The sequence below is a fragment of the Shewanella electrodiphila genome (assembly GCF_023283985.1).
In the GTDB taxonomy this organism is placed as follows: Bacteria; Pseudomonadota; Gammaproteobacteria; order Enterobacterales; family Shewanellaceae; genus Shewanella; species Shewanella electrodiphila.
In genome coordinates, this window is record NZ_JAKIKU010000007.1 from 252,718 (window position 1) to 273,163 (window position 20,446).

The following is a 20,446-nucleotide window of genomic DNA, read 5'->3' on the forward strand; positions in this document are numbered from 1 at the left end:
TTTAAACGTTATGGACCTTAAAGGTTTTATCGGCAATGACTTTTCCATTCAGTTCTAATGTCATTCGCCAATTACCCACTTTATTACTCACGGGTGACCAAATACAGTCGCCCAAGTAAAACTTCCAATCGTTTTCTTTGATATACACTTCACCATCAAATGGTGGGCGGACATTGCCATCGGCATCAGGAATATCAGGATGGTAAATACAATATTTTAGTACTTGGTTTTTAGCTTTTTTAATTCGAGTAACAAAGCCAAACTCCATATCCAGTTCAGCAGGCACATGGACGGTCGCTTTCAAAAAGCGGGGTAACTCATCACTGTCTGAATCCCATTGGCTGAAGATGCCTGACTGGATAATGCTGATATCTGCTTTTAATTTACTCATGAAAGTTTACTTTATCGACGGGTATTGGCTGAAGTTACTCAGCTGATGATAAATGCTTAATCGCTGCTTGCATTGCAAACTCATAGCCTTGAATGCCTAATCCGCAAATCACCCCAACAGCTTTATCTGAAAGGTAAGAGTGGTGTCTAAATGGCTCACGGGCATGGACATTGGAAATATGGACTTCAATGAAGGGAATATTCACTCCCAATAGTGCATCACGTAATGCGACACTTGTGTGGGTAAACGCGGCAGGGTTAATCACAATAAACTGAGCATCAGTTGCATGAATGGCGTTGATTAATTCGAATTCAGCATTGGACTGAATATGATCAAACTCGATACCCGCTGCTGCAGCTTGAATCTTAGCATTTGCCACTAGTGTGTCTAAATTATCACTGCCGTATAAACCCGGTTCACGACGACCTAATAAATTTAGATTAGGGCCATTCACTAATAAAATTTTGGCTTGAGTCGTCATTGAGGTTCCTTGCTAAGTTAGTGAGTCACTATTAATACATGAGCTAATGTATTTTATGTCAGTGTAATTTATCACGTTAATGAATGCCAAACGGGGAATTATTTTCATCATTATAAATGATTAAAATCTTTGCTAATAATCTGACTTTCCGCTTCGTAATGCTTTGGTTGCACCACGTTTCTTTTTCGAGTCGACCCTGCGGCGTTGGCTTCCCTTGGTTGCCTTTGTGGGAATACGTGCCTTTTGCACAATGCCGACGCCTTTCACCAATTCAATAAACTGCTCTAATGCGAGCTGACGATTAAAGTCTTGGCTGCGACTTTGCTGACATTTGATGATAATTTTTCCGCTCTTGGTTATGCGGTGATCAGCTTTTGCCAACAGCTTTTGCTGATAAAACTCCGGTAATGAAGACTGTCTGATATCAAAAATAATCTGTGCCGCAGTAGAGACTTTATTAATATGCTGCCCGCCCGCACCACTTGAACGGATAAATTGCCATTCAATTTCATTGTCTTCAATGCTGACGCGGTTGGTAATATTTATCATTTTTAGGGTTAACTTAACTATTTTTAGCGCATTAGTGTGGAGAGTTTAACAAACTTTTCTATAGTACTGCTGATAAGATTTGTTACTATCAGCAAGAATATAGGCTGCAGTTGATGAATTAATATTGTCAGCCAGCCGCAATACCGTTGGAGTTGCTTTATGTTGTGCCAAATCCCAGATATCGCCGAAGGTGTTATCAGTTTATTTGTCAGTGGCCGTTTATCTACCGAAGATTACCAAACACACTTGCAACCGTTAATCACTCAATATCGAGAAGATAGCGGTAAAGTACGTTTATACATTGAAGCCGATGTGCTACTTGAAGGTTGGGACGTTAGCTCGTTATCGGGTGGTGATAAAGTGCAATTACCGCACTTTGATGCATTAGTCTTTGTTGGCGGACCAGACTGGGTGGGCAATGCGGTCAATTTACTTGGCCCATTTATGCAAGGCGAAGTCGCTTGGTATCCGCTAGAACAAAAACAACAGGCAATTGCTTGGCTTCAACAATAAAGACTGTGATGCCAATTTAATCCGTTTTACTCATTTATCGCTTTTAATCATGTTATTTCAAGGAAGTATTAGACAATGTTGAATAAAAAAGTAACCCACTTAGCCACCAAATTAACTGTTATTTTCGCAGCTGCAGCTTTGATATTAGGCCTTAGTGCTTGTGCACCTGAAGTGGGGAGTGAAGCTTGGTGTAAACAAATGCAAGATAAACCAAGTGGTGATTGGACAGCTAATGAAGCTGCTGATTATGCTAAGCATTGCGTATTTTAAGATTAAAACTAAGTTGTGACCTAACTCGTTATTATAATATTTCTTGCTAGTCGATTGAGAACTTTTAGCTAAACTCTAGGTCATATTGAATGAGAGCTAGCTGACACCAGTTAGCTCATTTTTACTTATTTTAGTTGCTTATTTTAGTTGCTTATTTTAGTTGCTTATTTCAGTCACTTATTTCAGTCACTTATTGTTATGAATAAAAGGTTTTTACTTGTCACTTTCCGCGTTTAGACAATTTGCTAAATTAATGGTCGCCGTTATGTTGCTGCAATTTATCAGCACTAACTTAGGTGAGCATCAATTACATCTTGGTGAAAGTGAAAATGAGCAAGTAAACCATTCACACCTCGTTTTTTCAGCGCCTGCTGATAGCTGTGATAAGGGCGATGATTTAGCCCACTTATTTAATACTCATTCAAACACTGAACGCCACGAACACATAGTATCTTCTGATACTCAGAGCTATGAATTGTGTTTAGATTGTCAGTGCCATGGTGGCTATAGTGCAACGATTGATGTCGTTGCTCATTTACTGCCTGCGGCCATTATGTCTGAGTCGCCCCATACCTTTATTCAAGCTTATATTCCACCTGACGCTCGCCTAAGTTACCGCCCTCCCATTGCGTAATCAGTTAACTCTATAACTGATTAACTCTGCAAATTTTATAACTTGTTTGGCTTTTTTGCCGATGATATTGCTGTGCATGCTTGCGCATTAATACTTTCAGTTGTGCTTGGCACTAATTAGCGCTCGGGCATTAGCTAGCGAACAGTATTGAATTGCGTTTAGTGCAAGCGGCTCATCGCCATAAATATTGCTTATACAGAATCCACAAGTTTTGCTTGTTAATCATCACTTAATTTTACTGTTTTGACCTTTGTCGAAACGAGAATAAATGATGAAAAAATCGATTTTTGCCTCAGCGCTGATTGTACATTTCTGTGCAATGACTTCTTCTGCTAAAGCGACTAGTGACCAAATTTCTAGCGCTCAAAGGTCCAGTAGTTGCGGGATTTTATTCAACATTACTTTCAAAATTAAGCTCCAAAATTAAGCTCCAAAAATTAAGTGGATGCGAAGCAATTTCTCCAATCATTTTTCAATAAAAGTATTCCGTCGTTATTCGCAATATTGCAGTGGTTGTAACAGCAACATTGCCTGCGGGTAGCAACTCGAAAGGTAACACTATGAAGACTCAACTTTTAACACTAACTCAAATTAGACTAGCGATTATTTCTTTAGCCCTAATGACATCGTTAGCTGTAGCAAACACGGCGTGGGCTGCTCAGGCTGATGCAGCGGAGCATGGACATGCCCACAATGAAATAGAAAAAAATTCCCAGACCGATTCAATGGTCGATAAACCTAGTTCTAGTTACAAACCTAGCAGTAAAAGAAGCGATTTACTTAATAAAGGAATTAGCAAAGAACTTAATAAAGGAATTAACAAAGAACCTAACAAAGAACTTATTACAGAACCCAATGAACAACCCAATGAACAACATAGCGACGCTTTAGTATTAACTGCGCAGCAGCAACAGCTCGCAGGTATCGAAGTCGTCAATTTATCCAGCAGCACATTCAATTTAGATGATGTAGCCACAGCCACATTAATCGTTGATCGCGATCGCACCATGACACTAGCTCCACAACTCGATGTCAGAGTATTAAAGCGACATGTGGTGCCGGGTCAATTAGTGAAACAAGGGCAAGTGTTATTGACCTTAGGCGGCTCGGCAGTGGCGCAAGCGCAAGCAGACTATATAAACGCAGCAGCTGAGTGGGACAGGATTATGCGTATGAGCCAAAACACGGTGAGTGAAAGCCAACGTTTAGAGGCACAAGTACAAGCAGAGCTCACCCGCGCGAATCTTGAAGCGCTAAAAATGACTCGCGCGCAAATTAACGCTTTAGTTAGCCAGCCAGAATCCATTGGTCGTTATCAATTATTAGCACCAATTAATGGCCGTGTGCAGCAGGATGTTGCCATGTTAGGTCAGGTATCCGCTGGTGGAACACCGTTAATGCAGCTTACCGATGAATCACACTTGTGGGTTCAGGCTCAGTTGTCAGCGCACCAAGCGGAGGGGATTAGTAGAGGCGATAAAGCCTTAGTCAAAATCGATGGTTTATCTATTGAGGGCACTATTATTGGTCGCTCACATGAACTTGATTTGGTTACCCGAACTGAACAAGTGCTCGTAAGCATTGATAACAGCAAATATAGATTACATGCAGGTCAATTTGCTGAGTTGTACTTACCAAGTGCATTGAGTGGTGGAGTGATATTACCTGATGCCGCTTTAACACGAGGATCTGATGGGCATTGGCAGGTGTTTATACAAGATGCTGATGGTTTTGAAGCGATGGAAGTTGAGGTAGTTGAAAGCCAACGTGGGATGAATATGGTAACGGGGATTGCTGCCAACAGTAGAGTGGTGGTGAGTGGCGCTTTTCTTTTAGCCTCTGAACTTGCGAAAGCAGGTTTTGATATCCATAACCACTAGGAGCCACTAATGCTACAGAAATTAATTGAAGCAGCGGTGAAAAACCGATTGCTAGTGGGCTTGGTATTGTTATTTATTGTTGCCGCCAGCGTATTCATGCTGCCCAAATTAAACTTGGATGCATTTCCTGATGTAACCAATGTGCAAGTGACAGTGAACACTGAAGCCGAGGGGCTCGCTGCTGAAGAAGTTGAAAAACTGATCAGTTACCCCGTGGAATCGGCTATGTACGCCTTACCTGAAGTCATTGAGGTAAGGTCATTATCTCGCACTGGATTGTCGATAGTCACAGTGGTTTTTGCTGAAGGCACCGATATTTATTTTGCTCGTCAGCAGGTGTTTGAGCAGTTACAAGCGGCTAAAGAAATGATCCCAGATGGCGTTGGTGTACCTGAGATTGGCCCCAATACTTCTGGGTTAGGGCAAGTTTATCAGTATATTTTACGGGCAACCCCAGCGTCAGGCGTTGATGCTGCAGAGCTTCGTAGTATTAATGATTACTTAGTGAAGCTGATTTTAATGCCAGTAGAAGGGGTGACAGAGGTGTTGTCATTTGGTGGTGATGTTCGCCAATACCAAGTGCAAGTCGACCCGAATAAATTATTAAGCTACGGCTTATCTATGCCCCAGGTCACCGAGGCCCTTGAAAGCAATAACCGTAATGCGGGTGGTTGGTTTATGCCCCAAGGTCAAGAGCAGCTGGTTGTACGTGGTTATGGTTTATTGCCATCGGGTCATGCGGGCTTAAAGGCGATAGGGCAAATTCCATTAACAGAGGTCGCGGGGACGCCAGTTCGTGTTACTGATATCGCCAAGGTGGAATATGGCCGTGAAATCCGTGTAGGGGCGGTTACTTTTACCCGTAAAGAGCAAAATCCAGTAAATGGCAAAATCGAAGTCAATGCCATGGGCGAAGTCGTTGCTGGCGTAGTACTTAAACGCATGGGCGCGAATACCAAAGCCACCATTGATGACATTTCAAAGCGCGTTAGTTTAATTGAACAAGCACTGCCAAAAGGCGTCTCATTTGAGGTGTTTTATGACCAATCGGATTTAGTTACGCAGGCGGTTACTACTGTGATTGATGCACTGTTAATGGCTTTTGTGTTTATCGTGATTATTCTGGCTTTATTCTTGGTGAACTTACGTGCCACGTTATTAGTGCTGCTATCCATTCCGATATCGATTGGGTTAGCGTTGATGATCATGTCTTACTTTGGGTTGTCGGCTAACTTAATGTCGCTTGGTGGTCTAGCGGTAGCTATTGGCATGTTGGTTGATGGCTCAGTAGTGATGGTTGAGAATATTTTTAAACAATTAACTCAAGAGGAAAACAGTTCAGATCCAATAGCGGCTAAAGTTATGCGAGCGGCTAAAGAAGTGTGCAGTCCTATCTTCTTTGCTACCGCAATTATTATCGTAGTGTTCGCGCCACTGTTTACCCTAGAAGGGGTTGAAGGCAAGTTATTTCAGCCAATGGCGGTAAGTATTATTTTAGCGATGATATCTGCATTGTTAGTTGCGCTGATTGCTGTTCCTGCAATGGCGGTGTACTTGTTTAATCGCGGTGTCACCCTCAAGCAAAGCCCAATCTTGACCCCAATTGAGCAAGGGTATCGGCAGTTGCTTTTGGCGGTAATGCATAAACCTGCAACTGTGATGGGAACTGCTGCTACATTATTTATCGCTAGTATGCTGTTAGTGCCAAAACTTGGCACTGAGTTTGTTCCTGAACTTGAAGAGGGCACTATTAACTTGCGGGTGACGCTTGCACCAACTGCAAGTTTGGCGACATCGTTAGATATAGCGCCGAAAATAGAGTCAATATTGATGGCATTCCCAGAGGTCGAATATGCCTTAAGTCGTATTGGTGCCCCAGAACTTGGTGGCGACCCAGAGCCTGTGAGTAACATTGAAATCTATATTGGCCTAAAACCTGTTGAGCAGTGGAAAAGTGCTGATAACCGATATGAATTACAGCATTTAATGGAAGATAAACTCAGTGTGTTTCCTGGTTTGCTGTTTACCTTTTCACAACCCATTGCCACCAGAGTTGATGAACTGTTATCAGGAGTGAAAGCCCAATTAGCGATTAAAGTTTTTGGGCCTGATCTTGATATATTGTCTGAAAAGGGACAGCAACTTACTGAGCTTGTTAGTGAGATTGAAGGCGCGGTAGATGTGTCGCTTGAGCAAGTCAGCGGTGAGGCTCAATTGGTCGTTAGGCCATTAAGAGAGCAATTGGCGCGTTACGGTATTAGTGTCGATCAAGTAATGAGCCTAGTGAGTCAAGGTATTGGTGGTGTGAGTGCAGGACAGGTCATTGACGGTAATGCCCGCTACGATATCAATGTGCGTTTAGCTGAAACTTACCGCAGCTCACCTGATGCACTTAGAGATTTGATATTACGTGGTGCCAATGGCGCGCAAGTTCGTTTAGGCGATGTAGCGCAAGTAGGCGTAGAAATGGCGCCACCTAATATTCGCCGTGATGATGTGCAGCGCCGCGTTGTAGTACAAGCCAACGTTTCAGGGCGTGATATGGGCTCGGTGGTGAATGACATTTATGCCATAGTGCCAAAGGCAGAGTTACCAGCAGGTTACACTGTGGTGGTTGGTGGTCAATACGAGAACCAACAACGCGCGCAACAAAAGCTGATGTTAGTGGTGCCAGTATCCATAGTATTAATTGCCTTGTTGCTATATTTCTCGTTCGGTTCAATCAAACAGGTTGGCTTAATTATGGCGAATGTACCACTGGCGCTAATTGGTGGGGTGGTTGCTTTATATAGTACAGGCACCTATTTGTCCGTGCCGAGTTCTATCGGTTTTATCACCTTATTTGGGGTGGCGGTGTTAAATGGCGTGGTGCTGGTGGACGCGATTAATCAGCGACGTGCACATGTTAGAAATATGGAAGGTGATGAGAGCTTATTTGAGAGTGTCTACGAAGGCACAGTTGGCCGATTGCGACCAGTGCTAATGACCGCGCTCACCTCTGCACTAGGGTTAATCCCCATCTTAATGTCATCAGGTGCCGGCAGCGAAATTCAGCAGCCATTAGCGGTGGTGATCATCGGGGGACTGTTTAGCTCAACTGCGCTGACGCTGTTGGTATTACCGACGATGTATCAGTGGTTGTATAGAAATGAAATACCAAAAGGGAATAATGTTCGATAGGGTAATGAGGCAAGTTAATTCAATTAGTTATCTTTGTGGTTAATGGCAATATGGGCATTATCATTTAAAAATGATAATGCCTTTTTAATTTCTTATTTCCTTTTTCTCAACTCCTTCTTCTTAATGCCGAACAGGCTGACTTCACGGTCTTATTTTCTTGCTAGACTCTATAAAGATAAAGCTTAATTTGTTTATGTTTTTCATCATCTGAAGTGTAAAAGGGTGCAGCACATGTCATATTTGTTCAAAGTATTTCTGCCGAAAAACGCACTACTTATTGGCACCATTCTAATCTCTGTATCTATTCCTGCAGTTTTCGCTCAACAGATGAAATGGAGTCAATTTGATACTCCATCTTTAGGTAAGGTTGCAGCGATTGGCTCTTATGCCAATGGCTGTCTGGCAGGGGCAAAGGCATTACCCTTGATAGGTGAAGGTTATCAGGTGATACGCACAGAGCGTCATCGCTATTATGGCCACCCTCAATTAGTGGCCTTTATTACTAATTTTGCTAAACAGACCCAAGCAGCAGGTATGAATGATATTTTGATTGGTGATATCTCGATGGCTCGCGGTGGTAATTTTGAATCGGGTCATTCAAGTCACCAAGTTGGGCTTGATGCAGATATTTGGTTTCGCCAAGCTGAGCAGACATTGACAAGAGATGCCAGAGAAAACCCTCAGAAGTTAGATCTTGTTGATAAGTCGGCATTTATCGTTAATCAAGATTGGCAAGCTCATCACGGTACTATGATCAGATTAGCTGCTGAGTCTAGCGAGGTTGCGCGGATTTTTGTTAATCCAGCAATCAAACAGCAACTGTGCAATATGGACTGGAAAGATGACAGTTGGCTGACTAAAGTGCGTCCTTGGTGGGGACACTCTCTTCATATGCATGTGCGTTTAGCTTGCCCTGAAAATGATGCATTATGTCAAAACCAAAAAGCGCCACCAACGGGCACAGGTTGTGATGAGCTTGATTGGTGGCGCAAACAAATATTGGCGTCAAATGAAGCGAGTAAGCAACCTAAATACAAGTCCAAATCCAAACAAAAGTCTAAGCCGAAATCAAAAACCGTTAAGGTAAAACCTGAACAATGCCAAACACTTTATCAAGCTGAATAAGCCTTTTTCCACAAAATTTATTTTATTAAAAATAAAAAATCAGTATTCGTGGGTCTTTTTTATTCCCTTCGATTAGCTTTGATTGCCCAGTATCAAACTTAAATACTTTTAGGTGTAACAGGGCTATTTTTTGTTTATTAAATAGTTACATCTTCTGATGGTGTCGCTTTGTTTGGTGTATTTGATTGTTTCGTTAATGGGTACGGTTAAATGAATATTATAAAGATGTGTCAACTAGATAAGTCATTTGTCTTGTCATAATTGATTTTATTGGTATTTTTACACCTTGAATTGTTAGGGTAATGTTGATTATTGCGAGTATTGTGTGTATTTTGTGCTCTAGATTCAAGGAAGAGTTGAGTTAAACTGCATTATGGATAATGTCGAAATCGGTGTTTTCCCTTCTTAATTTTATTTCTATTCTCCTTCAAATTTCGTTATTTGGCTCATCGGATTAAATGAGTTGCTAATATAATTTCTCTGCTAGGAAGCGCAATGAAAAATACAGTTACTATTACACTACTCATGTTATTTTTACTGGGTTGTGGAGGCGGAGGTGGAGAGAGTTCTGAACCATCGCCGCAACCTCAACCTAGCGTTGATACGGATAGTGATGGTTTGCCCGATGATGTAGATAAAGACGATGATGGTGATGGCGTTGATGACGATAAAGATGCCTTTCCGTTAGATGCTTCTGAATCGGTTGATACTGATGGTGACGGTATTGGAAATAATGCAGACACAGATGATGATAACGATACAGTTTTAGATGATAAAGATGCCTTTCCATTAGATGCTTCTGAGTCAGTTGATACTGACGGTGACGGTATTGGGAATAATGCTGATACCGATGATGATGGAGATGGTGTACATGACGATCAAGATGCTTTCCCATTAGATGCGGCTGAATCAATAGACACTGATGGTGATGGTATTGGCAATAATGCCGATACCGATGATGATGGGGATGGCATTGTAGACGAAGAAGATGCTTTTCCATTGGATGACACTGAATCCATTGATACAGATAGTGATGGAACTGGCGATAATGCAGACTTTTTTCCTGGTGATGCGAGTTGTTTTGCGGAATCTGATGGGGTTAATGAACAGTGTTTTTTAACTTGGATGGCAATAGAAACGCCAAGTGAAGTTGAATTTGGCAATGATGGTTTAGTTTATTTATCTGGACCACAATGGGGAGTAATACACCGTTACGACACTGCGACTGAACACTTCCTTACACCAATACCTATAGCGTTAATTGACTCACCAGTCATGGGCTTTGTTAATGGCCATAGCCGTTTATATTATAGTGATGACGATGGCGATATTAGTTACATTGATGGTCATGAATTGGTGCATTTTACAACGTTAGAAACGCCAGCTAATCAACTTGTTTCCGCTGGTAATTATCTACTTACTTTAAGTGGTCATAATTATTATAATCAAGAATATGCAAGCTTCAATATTTCGGCTGAAGCGTCTGAACAAAACAATAATTACTTTGAGTTAAATTCAGCTTCTTTTGCTTGGAGCGATGCCAACTCAAAGTTATACCATTTTCGTGATGATTCGGCTCCAAATGACCTTATTTCTACTGAAATAGACCAATCTACAGGACAAATAACTCAGCAAGTCGACAGTCCTCACCATGGGGATTATGTTATTAGACCTCCTATTTCAGTCTCACTTGATGGAAGCAAAGTGTTACTGGGTAGCGGTGATATTTATGACGGTAATACTCTTGAGTGGACAGGCTCTATATCAAGTCAAATTAGTGATGCTTTTTGGTTGGCTGACAACACATTAGTAACTGTGGAGTCCAGTGAGGAAGTATCATACTTGGTAAGAAGAGATGCCGAACTTATTGTACAAGAATATTTAACGTTTGATGGGGATATTCTAGCTTCATTTTCATATGATAATAGCAGTGTATTGATTGTTAACACTCCAGATAGAGTGCAAATTCAAGCTTTTGTTGCCAATGATGATATTGATAATGATGGCGTGATTAATACTGAGGATGCCTTTGCATCTAACCCTGCATTTTCAAAAGATTCAGATAACGATGGTTTTGCTGATGAAGTCAATGAGGGGGTAGAAACGGATGCTGAATTATTAGCGTTAGTGGATGCTTTTCCTGAAGATTCAGCTTGTTGGTTAACTGAACATGGCTTAAATGAAGTGTGTGACTTTAATACAACAGTACCTGACTTTTTGGCTGATGATGTGGTGTCCGCGGATGGCGTGCTTTATTTATTAAGTGCTGAAAATCAAAAAGTATATACTTGGAACACCAGTAGTGAGTCTTATGATAATCCTATCAATCTTAAACCACTGTTTCCTTCTCTAGCTGCGCATTCTGCCAACAAGCTTGCTTATTCTGCTGAACATCAACGCTTATACGTGGGGTTTGAGTCTGGAGAGGTTCATTCCATCGAGCCTAGCAACACCTATGAAGTACAGCCGTTTACTAGTTTAAGTTGGTCTGTCAATGGCTTAGCGAGTGTTGGTAACTACGTTTTAGCGCAAGACTCAAGTGGTGCTTGGGTTTCTCATCATATTTTCAATCAAGATGGTGTTAAAACAGACAGTAAAGATTGGAACTATTTCTCCCATACATATGCCTGGAACTCTGATACTTCAAGAGTGTACTTCTTAAGGGATGATACATCACCAAATGATTTACATTATGAAGAAATAGATCAGTCCACTGGTGTTATCACATCTTCAGGTGATTCTCCTTATCATAGTAGTGATGGTATTAGTCACCCTGTTCGAGTGTCTAGTGACAATACCAAGGTGATTTTAGGTAGCGGTAAAATTTTTAATGCATCAACGTTAGAGCAAGTGGCTGATTTAGGGCTATCGACTACTGATATTCGATGGATTGGAAGTGAAATATTTTCCTTATCAGTAACCGATTCTAGTGATTCAGTATTGTCGGTTTGGTCAGGTGAAGAGCTTCGTCAACTTGGTGTAATTAGTTTTTCTGGTATGCCTGTGGCATTAGAGGTCATTGATGATGATTTGGTTGTTGTTACTGAACAATTCCAGACGCTTAGCTACACCAATCAAGTTGTAGCTGATCATGATAATGATGGTATTCCTGGTTGGTGGGAGCAAATTTATGGCTTAGATGACAGTAATCAAAATGATGCGCTTCTCGACTCTGACAATGATGGAATAAGTAACCTCATAGAGTATTCATTACTGACCGACCCTACCAATGCTGATTCAGATAACGATGGTTTAAGTGACGGAGATGAAGTTAATGGTGTACAGACAAATCCACTAAATAGCGATTCCGATGGCGACGGATTAACAGACGGTGAAGAAGTTAATGATCACGGCACAGATCCCTTAAATCAAGATTCAGATGCTGATGGACTTAATGATTATGTAGAGGTAGCAACATTAGGAACCAACCCGCTCAATGAAGATAGTGATGCTGATGGTATTCCAGACTCATGGGAGGTGGCTAACTCATTAAACCCATTATTGGACGATACTCTCGCTGATGCTGACAACGATGGTTTAAGTAACGCTGATGAGTTTGCTTATGGTACAGACCCTTCAATAATAGACAGCGATTTTGACAATCTTAGTGATGGTGATGAAGTCCATGTGTATCTGACACTACCAATGAATTTTGATACTGATGACGATCGTATGTCAGATGGTTGGGAAGTGAATTATGGTTTCAACCCTCAAGAAGATGATGCTCAGCTTGATTTTGATGCTGATGGTTTTTTGAATATTAAAGAGTATTTTTATAAAACAAATCCTATAGATATTGCAGATATACCGACAGCTTCCCCGTGGTCGAGCTTGCAAGGTAATGCATCTCATAATGGACTAAATGTAGTTGATATTGATGTTGATAATTTATCTGAGCGTTGGACGATTGATATACCGTTAAATATTGATCTCTATTCCGATAAATTAATGATTGCTGATAATTATGTTTTGTTAACGGGTAGTCAGATTGAAAATTATGGGTTTAAGGAATTAGTAAGCTTTAACGCATTGGATGGTACTACAGCTTGGCAGCGTACTTACCAAGTTGATGCGATTACCCCCGCTGCTTATAGCGACGGTAAAGTTTATTTTCAAACTGGCGGTCATAGTGATTCATTCCTTCGAGCTTTGGATATCAATTCTGGTGATTTGGTATTTAAGTCTGCCTATGAAAACCAGTGGACACGCTACGCTGCTCCAACCATTTTTGAAGATGGTGTATATGTTGGTGGAGGCTATTACGGCGGTGTATATAGGTTTGATGCAAACTCTGGTGAAGAGATTTGGTTTAGAGAGCAAGATAATCTTTATAACTGGACTCCTACAGTCGATAATAATTCGGTTTATATGCTAGATAATGATCTGCATATCATTGATAAAGAAAATGGCGAATTGGTGGAGTCGATCGCAATTGAAGATAACTCTATTAATGGGGAAACGGCTGTTTTAGGTCTTGAAAATGACTTATTTTTATCTGATAACAATGAGTTAATTGCTATAGATCTATCCACTAAATCGATTAAGTGGAACAAAGTAGCAGGCTATGCAGACGGAATCTCTGTAGGCGCTGGTGAAGTCTATGTGATTAATCACGGTGTTATTAATGCATTAGACTCAAGAGATGGATCGTTGTTGTGGGCGTGGGAGGCTGATAACAATCAATTCTTAGCCAGCAATATTGTGGTCAGTAATTCTTTGTTATTTGTTTCTGATAATAGTATGACTTATGCACTTGATCTTGATACCCATCAAGAGCTGTGGTCGATTGCTAAAGGAGGGATGCTGTCTTTAGGGAGTGAGGGTGCACTCTATATTTTAGATCATCAAAATAGAAAGTTGACCGCTATAGATGTTGGTGGTGATGTTGATGACGATGGCATGTTGGATTGGTATGAGGATTTCTACGGTTTCGATAAGTACTTTGCTGATGATGCATTGCTTGATGCCGACCTTGATGGATTAAGTAATCTTGAAGAGTTTGTTTCAGGAACAAGCCCTGTTAATGCTGACTCTGATGAGGATGGCTTAACTGATTATGATGAGTTAAATATTCATTTATCAAATCCAAAAAATTCAGATACTGATGCTGACGGCATGCCTGATAACTGGGAGATAGAGCAAGGGTTTAATTTATTAGACCCTACAGATTCCGCGAATGATAGCGATGGCGACACCATTACGAATTTTGAAGAGTATTGGTTACAAACAGACCCTAACGATATTAATTCAGCGCCTCATATCATCACTAGCGAGTCATATTCTTTTGAAGATCAACTTATCCCAGATTCATGGTCAATGAATGCAAGTTTAGCCACTTGGTATGTTGACGATGTTATTGCAAGTGATGGTACTTATAGTTTATATACTAACGGTGAAGCTGACATCAGCTTTATGGGTTACTTTGCCGGTAATGAGTTGAGCTTCAAAGTGCAAAGTAATTGCGCTTGGGCTTCGTCAGCTTTTGGCTACGACGATAATATTCAATACGTTACATTGAGTAACGATTGGCAGCAGCATACAATGCTCATCCCTCGTGGCATACATCATATATATTTCTATAACTATGATAATTGCACCTTAAGAATAGATGATGTTCAATTTACTCCATTGCAGTCTCTAGCGGAGTCTGCGACTCAATATGTTAGTCAACAGCATAATCAATTATCGTTTTTTGATTATGATAATCAGGTGACAAAGACTGTTGAAGTCCCTTATTTTTCATACAGTGCCCGGGATATTGAGGTATTAGATGATGGTCGAATTGCGGTATTTAATGGAGTGTTTGCTCCTTCATTATCATTATATGATCCTGAGCGTCATACATGGGAGAGCTTAACTCATTCGGGTTGGGGAATAGTAAATAATTCAACATACGGTGGCATTGATAGTTTGGGCTCCAATGTGTTCGTAACAGATATGAATGTTGGTTACGATAATAGTCAAGGCATAGTAAAATTTGACCTTGTTAACCAGACTTCAGAGCATATTTCTGGTGCTGGATATTTTGATTTAAGTATTGGATTAGATGGCAATTTATATGCGCTTTCAGGTTCCGGAATTGATATTTATAATCCGAATACCATGGAATTAGACTCTTCGGTGTTAGTACAGGACTCTCGTGCCGTGACTGCAGACGGTGAGGGTAATATGTATTTGGTCACATGGAGTGGTGACGTTTTAAAATACGATGTTCAAGGTGTGATAGTTGAAACTTTATCAATCAACGCGCCGCTGATAGATATTAATATTAACCAACGTAATGAGTTACTTATTACTGATTCTAATTACAGGTTAATCAAAACCAGTTTATCCCTTGACAGTTTTAGCGTTGAACTGGAGCATTCTAGTAGTCAATTTATTAGTGATGTCCCAGTTATTGATCAAGATTTAGATGGCATGCCATCTTGGTGGGAGCACAAATATGGTTTAAGCGATCTCGATTCATCAGACGCATCAATTGATTTAGATCTAGATGGTTTAAATAATCTTGTTGAATACCATAATTTCACTAATCCGGCTGTGTTTGATACCGATGATGACCAATTGTCAGATGGTGATGAAGTCAATTTCTACCTGACTAATCCAACGTTAAAAGATACTGATTTAGATGGATTAGAAGACGGAGTTGAAGTGAACACAACATTTACCAATCCGTTACTGAGCGATACTGACGGTGACATGTTTAGCGATGGAGCTGAAGTCAATTTATATTTAACTGATCCTAATGATGCAGGGTCTATACCTGATGCACTCACCGATTTTACAGAAAACTTTGAGGGGCAACTGAATTTAATTTGGACTGAACCTGTAGATTCAAATGCAAATTGGTCACTGTCTCAAGATCAAGTGAGTCAAGGTAGTAATAGTTACCGCTCGGGTGATATTGGTGATTCACAGAAAAGTATTACTGAATTTTCTGTACTAGTGACAGATGGAGAACTTAGTTTTGATGTGTTAGTACTCTCTGAGCCATGCTGCGATAAATTACGGGTATACCTTAATGATGAATTAATGATTGATTCTACAGCTCAACAATGGACTAACTATTTATTAAGTTTAGTTGCCGGTGAAAACACCATTCGTTTTGAGTATTTCAAAGACGGCAGTGTGTCTTCTTTAGAAGATTCTGTTTGGATCGATAATATTATTTTTACCCAGCAGTAGATTAACCAATTGGTCTACATTAGATAATTTTCAAAGCCCAATCTCAGTATTGGGCTTTGTTATATCAATTTATAAGTTTTTTCATTGCCATGAACATGATGTTTACAGTTAATGCAGAGTATGGTCTTTCGAATAACTAATAATGTATAGGTTTTAAGGACATGTTGCCGATACTGTTTTATTTTTAGTGTTTCATAAAAGCTCTCATTCTTTGTTGACGATCTCGGTCTAGATAATACTAAACTCTTACGACTATTCTACACCTTGACTTTGCCTACCTCATAAGTGATTATCGATGGCTAATTAAATCGTAACTGTTAACAAAAAGTTATTAATAAACAAAGGTTTTTAATCATATCCTAATATTAGGGCGTGATTAAAATCAAGGGGAAGGCTATGTTTCATCGTGCATTAGTTTTAGCGATATTATTAATATTGCCATCTGCGGTTCAAGCAGAAAACTATTCAATAGGTACAGGTGGCCAAAGTGGTATTTACTACCCATTTGGTGGTGCGTTAGCGAAAGTGTGGTCTGATAAAGTCCCAGAGGTTAATGTGAAAGCAGAGGTGACAGCCGCTTCTGTTGAAAATACCATTAAAGTGGTTCGCGGCGATATGATTGCTGGGATCGCGATGGGCAATGTTGTGCTTGATGCTTATAAAGGTGAAGGTAAGTTCAGAAGTGCTATGCCTGTGAATACCTTATTTGCACTATATCCAAATTTAGTTCACGCAATCAGTCTTGAAAAGTCTGGTATTACTTCACTAGCCGACCTTAAAGGTAAGCGTATTTCTTTAGGCGCTCCTGCCAGTGGTACAGCGGTGACCTCTGCTGCATTACTTGAGTCTATTGGTATTGATGTGAAAAAAGACATCACAGCGGTGTACCTAAACTATTCAGAAACGACCAATGCATTAGCCAATGGCCAAATTGATGCTGGCTTTATTGTTGGCGGGCAAGGTGTTGGCGCGGTTACTCAAGTGGCGTTAACCCATAAAGTGAGCATTATTCCTGTATCGGCAGATGAAAGTGCCTCTTTCATTGATAAAAACCCTGCTTACAGTAATTACACCATTCCTGCTGATGTATACAACAATGTAGGCGCAGTGCCGACATTAAGTGTGTGGAACGTGATTGTAGTTAGCGCCAAAATGAGCGATGAAATGGCGTTTAATTTAACTAAAGCAGCTTTTGAGAACATGTCAGAAGTGCAAAAAGTGGTTAAGGTTGCAGAAGCGACAACACCTGAAAATGCTGAACGACTACAAGGTGTGCCATTACATCCAGGTGCGCAAAAGTATTTAGATAGCATTAAGTAAATTAACTTAGTTTTCTAGGTCGTTATAACACCTTTAGGTGAACGTGAAAAAGACAAAGGCAACGTAATGTTGCCTTTGTATATTTAGGTCATTGATTGTGGCTTAACTCAATCATTGGCACAGAGGAAAAACTATGACCCAAGAACAAGGCAAAAAAGCCGAGCAGTATGTGAGTGGGGATAATGAGCAACAGGTCGATATTGACGCAGGTGTTGCCAGCGCTCTTCCTTATGAAAGAACCGTTAAAATTATTGGCTACACTACGCTAGTTATCGCAGTACTCTTATCATCATTTCAAATCTGGCAAGGTATTACCTCAACGATATCAGCAACCTATTTTCGCCCCGTTCATTTGTGTTGGGTGTTGATTCTGATTTTTTTACATTATCCATTAGTTAAAAATCGTCGTAAAAAAGGCTATATGCTTGGCAGGGTATTTGATCTTGCGTTGTGTGGCGTGACCGTGTTTGCCGGTTATCGGATGTCGATTTTTGACTATAACGATATTGACCATTTGCTTTATGGTTTAGGTACAGCCGACTTAGTCGCAGGTAGTGCATTATTACTCTTATTATTAGAAGGTTGTCGACGTACCGTCGGTTGGGTGATGGTGCTGATTGCTGGCGTATTTTTAGCTTATAGTGGCTTTGGTGATCTCTTGCCAGGAGCAATGGCGACTAAGGCGTATTCACTACAAGAGTTGATTCAATTCCAAATCTATTCTGCTAATGGTGTCTTCGGTTCTGCTTTGGGTATTGCGGCGACAACCGTGTTTATTTTTGTGCTGTTCGGTGCATTTTTAGAGGTCACTGGCGCAGGTAAATTCTTTATTGATTTAGCTTTTTCAATTGCAGGTAAATATCGCGGCGGCCCTGCAAAAGCGGCTGTATTGGCATCTGCTGGATTAGGTTCAATTTCAGGTTCGGCAATTGCAAACACAGTGACCACTGGCGCAGTGACGATTCCAATGATGAAAAAACTGGGCTATACACCTGAGCAGTCTGCTGGGATTGAAGCCTCGGCTTCAACAGGTGGTCAAATTATGCCGCCGATTATGGGCGCTGGTGCGTTTGTGATGGCGCAGTTTACTGGTGTGCCTTACAGTGAAATCATGTTGGCATCCATTGCACCTGCCATTTTGTATTTCTTCTGTACCTTACTTTATGTGCATTTAATGGCGTGCAAGTTGAACCTAAAAGCGGCGAGTCGCACTGAGGCCATCATTGAGGTAATGAAACACGGCGCTCATCACCTTATTCCGCTCGCTATCATCACGTCATTATTGATGATGGCATACTCACCATTGCTGGTAGGGGTTGCAGGCTGCGCGGCTATTTTAGTGACAGCAGCACTGCGTAAACACAGCCGAATAGGTCTTAAAAAGTTTATCGAAGGCATGAAAAATGGCGCGTTATTAGCGCTACCAATTTCAGTTGCCTGTGGCGCCGCTGGCATCATTGTTGGTGTAGTAGGGCAAACCGGTATTGGGCTGCAGTTTACTCAATTTGTAATGGACTTTTCGGGCGGTTACATGCTGGTGGCGCTTGGGTTAATTAGCATAGTGGCATTAGTGTTAGGCATGGGATTACCTGTGACTGCAGCTTATATTGTTCTTGCAGTAATGGCAGTGCCAATGTTGGGTGACTTTGGTTTGCCATTATTAACAGCGCACTTAATTGTGTTCTGGTTATCGCAAACTTCAAATGTAACCCCACCGATTGCGCTGGCTGCATTTGCGGGAGCTGGGGTGGCAAATGCCAACCCAATGAAGTCATCTGTTGAGGCATTTAAGCTAGCAGGTGGCTTGTTCATAATCCCAATTATGATGGCCTATACCGATTTGCTTAATCCTGATGCAGGCATGATGGCATTTACCTTCGCGATTATTCAGACCGCTAGCATTATCGTGGCTATTGCGATATCGATTGAAGGTTACCTTTTACGTCCGCTTTCAACGGTTGAACGACTGGTTGCAATCGCCACTGTCCCTTGGGTGTTGTTTAATCCATTTGGCACAGGCGTTATTGGTGTGGCGGTGGTGCTGGGATTATTGGCCGTACAATGGAAAACGCAAGATAAAGCAGCGATTTAGTATTGCTTGTTAACAAAAAATAGGTTTAGCTTGAACGGCTAAACCTATTTTTATCTACATAAAACCACATCGGTGGCTAACAACCTGAAATATCAACCGTTAACGTATAAGTGGTATCTGAGCCATTGGTGCCAGTTGGTTCAATATAACGAACATGACAGTTTATCGTTTCATCATCTAAATCATAACCATAGCGAACATTAGACGAACCAACTTCAACATTAGGTGTACAGGTTCCATTACCAAAACAGAAATCAATTTCAGAGCCTATTTCCAACATTTGTGGTAAGCCGCCACCCGCATTTTTACCAAATGCTTCTGGATAGCCAAGCTTCATCTCAATCACTTCACCATTGTAATCAATCACACTGCGGTCGTCTTTTTCAACGCCATCAATGGCTGCCTGTGAGTAGGCTAAATACAGTGATGATTGTATTGCCGCTTTAACACCTTGAACGATAGAGATTTTGGCATCACTTTGTAAGTTGATGAACTTTGGCGCTGCAACGACTGCTAAAATACCAAGAATTATAATCACCACCACTAACTCAATCAGGGTAAAGCCTTTGCCAGTTTTGCGTTGTGTGAGTGACTTATTTGTATTGAATAACATTCCTTGTCTTTGATGTGAATGATGCTGTGAACTTCTAATTTGGGGAAATGAACCAAGTCTGTTCGTTTCTGAAAAATGACAGTTGAAGTATCAGTTTATATTTTGAATATTGTAAGCTGTTAATATTAATAGTACTAACATTAGTAATTACTAATGTGGTGGTAAAACACAAATAAGCTTAAGTAAAATATTGACTAAAGGAATAATATCACC

At 40.8% G+C, this 20,446-nt stretch carries 13 protein-coding genes; 9 read left to right on the forward strand and 4 right to left on the reverse strand.

Annotated elements, in window-relative coordinates; genetic code table 11:
- Position 1: 1 nt before the first annotated feature.
- From L2737_RS14435 to arfB, 3 genes are all read right to left on the reverse strand, one after another.
- Positions 2-391, reverse strand: a complete 390-nt coding sequence (locus L2737_RS14435) for a DUF3859 domain-containing protein (RefSeq protein WP_102528460.1) — start codon at positions 389-391, stop codon at positions 2-4.
- Positions 392-425: 34 nt separating this feature from the next.
- Positions 426-872: a type II 3-dehydroquinate dehydratase gene (gene aroQ, locus L2737_RS14440; protein ID WP_248956161.1), complete on the reverse strand. Its 447-nt coding sequence runs from the start codon at positions 870-872 to the stop codon at positions 426-428.
- A gap of 132 nt (positions 873-1,004) precedes the next feature.
- Complete coding sequence (arfB, locus tag L2737_RS14445) at positions 1,005-1,421, reverse strand: alternative ribosome rescue aminoacyl-tRNA hydrolase ArfB (RefSeq protein ID WP_102528462.1); 417 nt, start codon at positions 1,419-1,421, stop codon at positions 1,005-1,007.
- A 159-nt stretch (positions 1,422-1,580) separates the two neighbouring features.
- Here arfB and L2737_RS14450 point away from each other — a divergent pair, with 159 nt between their 5' ends.
- The 9 genes from L2737_RS14450 to L2737_RS14490 all read left to right on the forward strand — a co-directional run bounded on the left by L2737_RS14450 (position 1,581) and on the right by L2737_RS14490 (position 19,620).
- On the forward strand, positions 1,581-1,934 hold the full coding sequence (locus L2737_RS14450) for a SpoIIAA family protein (protein ID WP_229370767.1): 354 nt from the start codon (positions 1,581-1,583) through the stop codon (positions 1,932-1,934).
- 75 nt (positions 1,935-2,009) lie between these two features.
- Entirely contained in the window at positions 2,010-2,204 is a 195-nt protein-coding gene (locus L2737_RS14455) for a DUF3012 domain-containing protein (protein ID WP_102528464.1), read from the forward strand.
- A gap of 217 nt (positions 2,205-2,421) precedes the next feature.
- On the forward strand, positions 2,422-2,838 hold the full coding sequence (locus L2737_RS14460; protein WP_248956162.1) for a hypothetical protein: 417 nt from the start codon (positions 2,422-2,424) through the stop codon (positions 2,836-2,838).
- Between the two features lie 560 nt (positions 2,839-3,398).
- Complete coding sequence (locus L2737_RS14465) at positions 3,399-4,718, forward strand: efflux RND transporter periplasmic adaptor subunit (RefSeq protein WP_248956163.1); 1,320 nt, start codon at positions 3,399-3,401, stop codon at positions 4,716-4,718.
- A 9-nt stretch (positions 4,719-4,727) separates the two neighbouring features.
- The gene (locus L2737_RS14470) at positions 4,728-7,898 is read left to right on the forward strand and encodes an efflux RND transporter permease subunit (protein WP_248956164.1); all 3,171 of its coding nucleotides are present in this window, start codon (positions 4,728-4,730) and stop codon (positions 7,896-7,898) included.
- Between the two features lie 231 nt (positions 7,899-8,129).
- Positions 8,130-9,023, forward strand: a complete 894-nt coding sequence (gene mepA, locus L2737_RS14475; RefSeq protein WP_248956165.1) for a penicillin-insensitive murein endopeptidase — start codon at positions 8,130-8,132, stop codon at positions 9,021-9,023.
- 495 nt (positions 9,024-9,518) lie between these two features.
- Positions 9,519-16,208 carry an outer membrane protein assembly factor BamB family protein gene (locus tag L2737_RS14480; RefSeq protein WP_248956166.1) on the forward strand — a complete coding sequence of 2,230 codons (6,690 nt, stop codon included), beginning with the start codon at positions 9,519-9,521 and terminating at the stop codon, positions 16,206-16,208.
- 396 nt (positions 16,209-16,604) lie between these two features.
- Positions 16,605-17,528 (forward strand): TAXI family TRAP transporter solute-binding subunit, encoded by a 924-nt coding sequence (locus L2737_RS14485; RefSeq protein WP_248956167.1) that lies wholly within the window; start codon positions 16,605-16,607, stop codon positions 17,526-17,528.
- 133 nt (positions 17,529-17,661) lie between these two features.
- Entirely contained in the window at positions 17,662-19,620 is a 1,959-nt protein-coding gene (locus tag L2737_RS14490; RefSeq protein WP_102528475.1) for a TRAP transporter permease, read from the forward strand.
- A gap of 76 nt (positions 19,621-19,696) precedes the next feature.
- On the opposite strand, the gene L2737_RS22360 is transcribed toward L2737_RS14490, so the two are convergent.
- On the reverse strand, positions 19,697-20,233 hold the full coding sequence (locus L2737_RS22360) for a prepilin-type N-terminal cleavage/methylation domain-containing protein (protein WP_283108353.1): 537 nt from the start codon (positions 20,231-20,233) through the stop codon (positions 19,697-19,699).
- Positions 20,234-20,446: the final 213 nt, after the last annotated feature.

What these genes read in the sequence shown, in the direction of transcription:
- L2737_RS14480 (WP_248956166.1), top strand. Translation starts at nt 9,519, where the DNA reads ATGAAAAATACAGTTACTATTACACTACTCATGTTATTTTTACTGGGT.
- L2737_RS14450 (WP_229370767.1), top strand. Translation starts at nt 1,581, where the DNA reads ATGTTGTGCCAAATCCCAGATATCGCCGAAGGTGTTATCAGTTTATTT.
- aroQ (WP_248956161.1), bottom strand. Translation starts at nt 872, where the DNA reads ATGACGACTCAAGCCAAAATTTTATTAGTGAATGGCCCTAATCTAAAT.
- mepA (WP_248956165.1), top strand. Translation starts at nt 8,130, where the DNA reads ATGTCATATTTGTTCAAAGTATTTCTGCCGAAAAACGCACTACTTATT.
- L2737_RS14485 (WP_248956167.1), top strand. Translation starts at nt 16,605, where the DNA reads ATGTTTCATCGTGCATTAGTTTTAGCGATATTATTAATATTGCCATCT.
- L2737_RS14465 (WP_248956163.1), top strand. Translation starts at nt 3,399, where the DNA reads ATGAAGACTCAACTTTTAACACTAACTCAAATTAGACTAGCGATTATT.
- L2737_RS22360 (WP_283108353.1), bottom strand. Translation starts at nt 20,233, where the DNA reads ATGTTATTCAATACAAATAAGTCACTCACACAACGCAAAACTGGCAAA.
- L2737_RS14455 (WP_102528464.1), top strand. Translation starts at nt 2,010, where the DNA reads ATGTTGAATAAAAAAGTAACCCACTTAGCCACCAAATTAACTGTTATT.
- L2737_RS14490 (WP_102528475.1), top strand. Translation starts at nt 17,662, where the DNA reads ATGACCCAAGAACAAGGCAAAAAAGCCGAGCAGTATGTGAGTGGGGAT.
- L2737_RS14435 (WP_102528460.1), bottom strand. Translation starts at nt 391, where the DNA reads ATGAGTAAATTAAAAGCAGATATCAGCATTATCCAGTCAGGCATCTTC.
- L2737_RS14470 (WP_248956164.1), top strand. Translation starts at nt 4,728, where the DNA reads ATGCTACAGAAATTAATTGAAGCAGCGGTGAAAAACCGATTGCTAGTG.
- arfB (WP_102528462.1), bottom strand. Translation starts at nt 1,421, where the DNA reads ATGATAAATATTACCAACCGCGTCAGCATTGAAGACAATGAAATTGAA.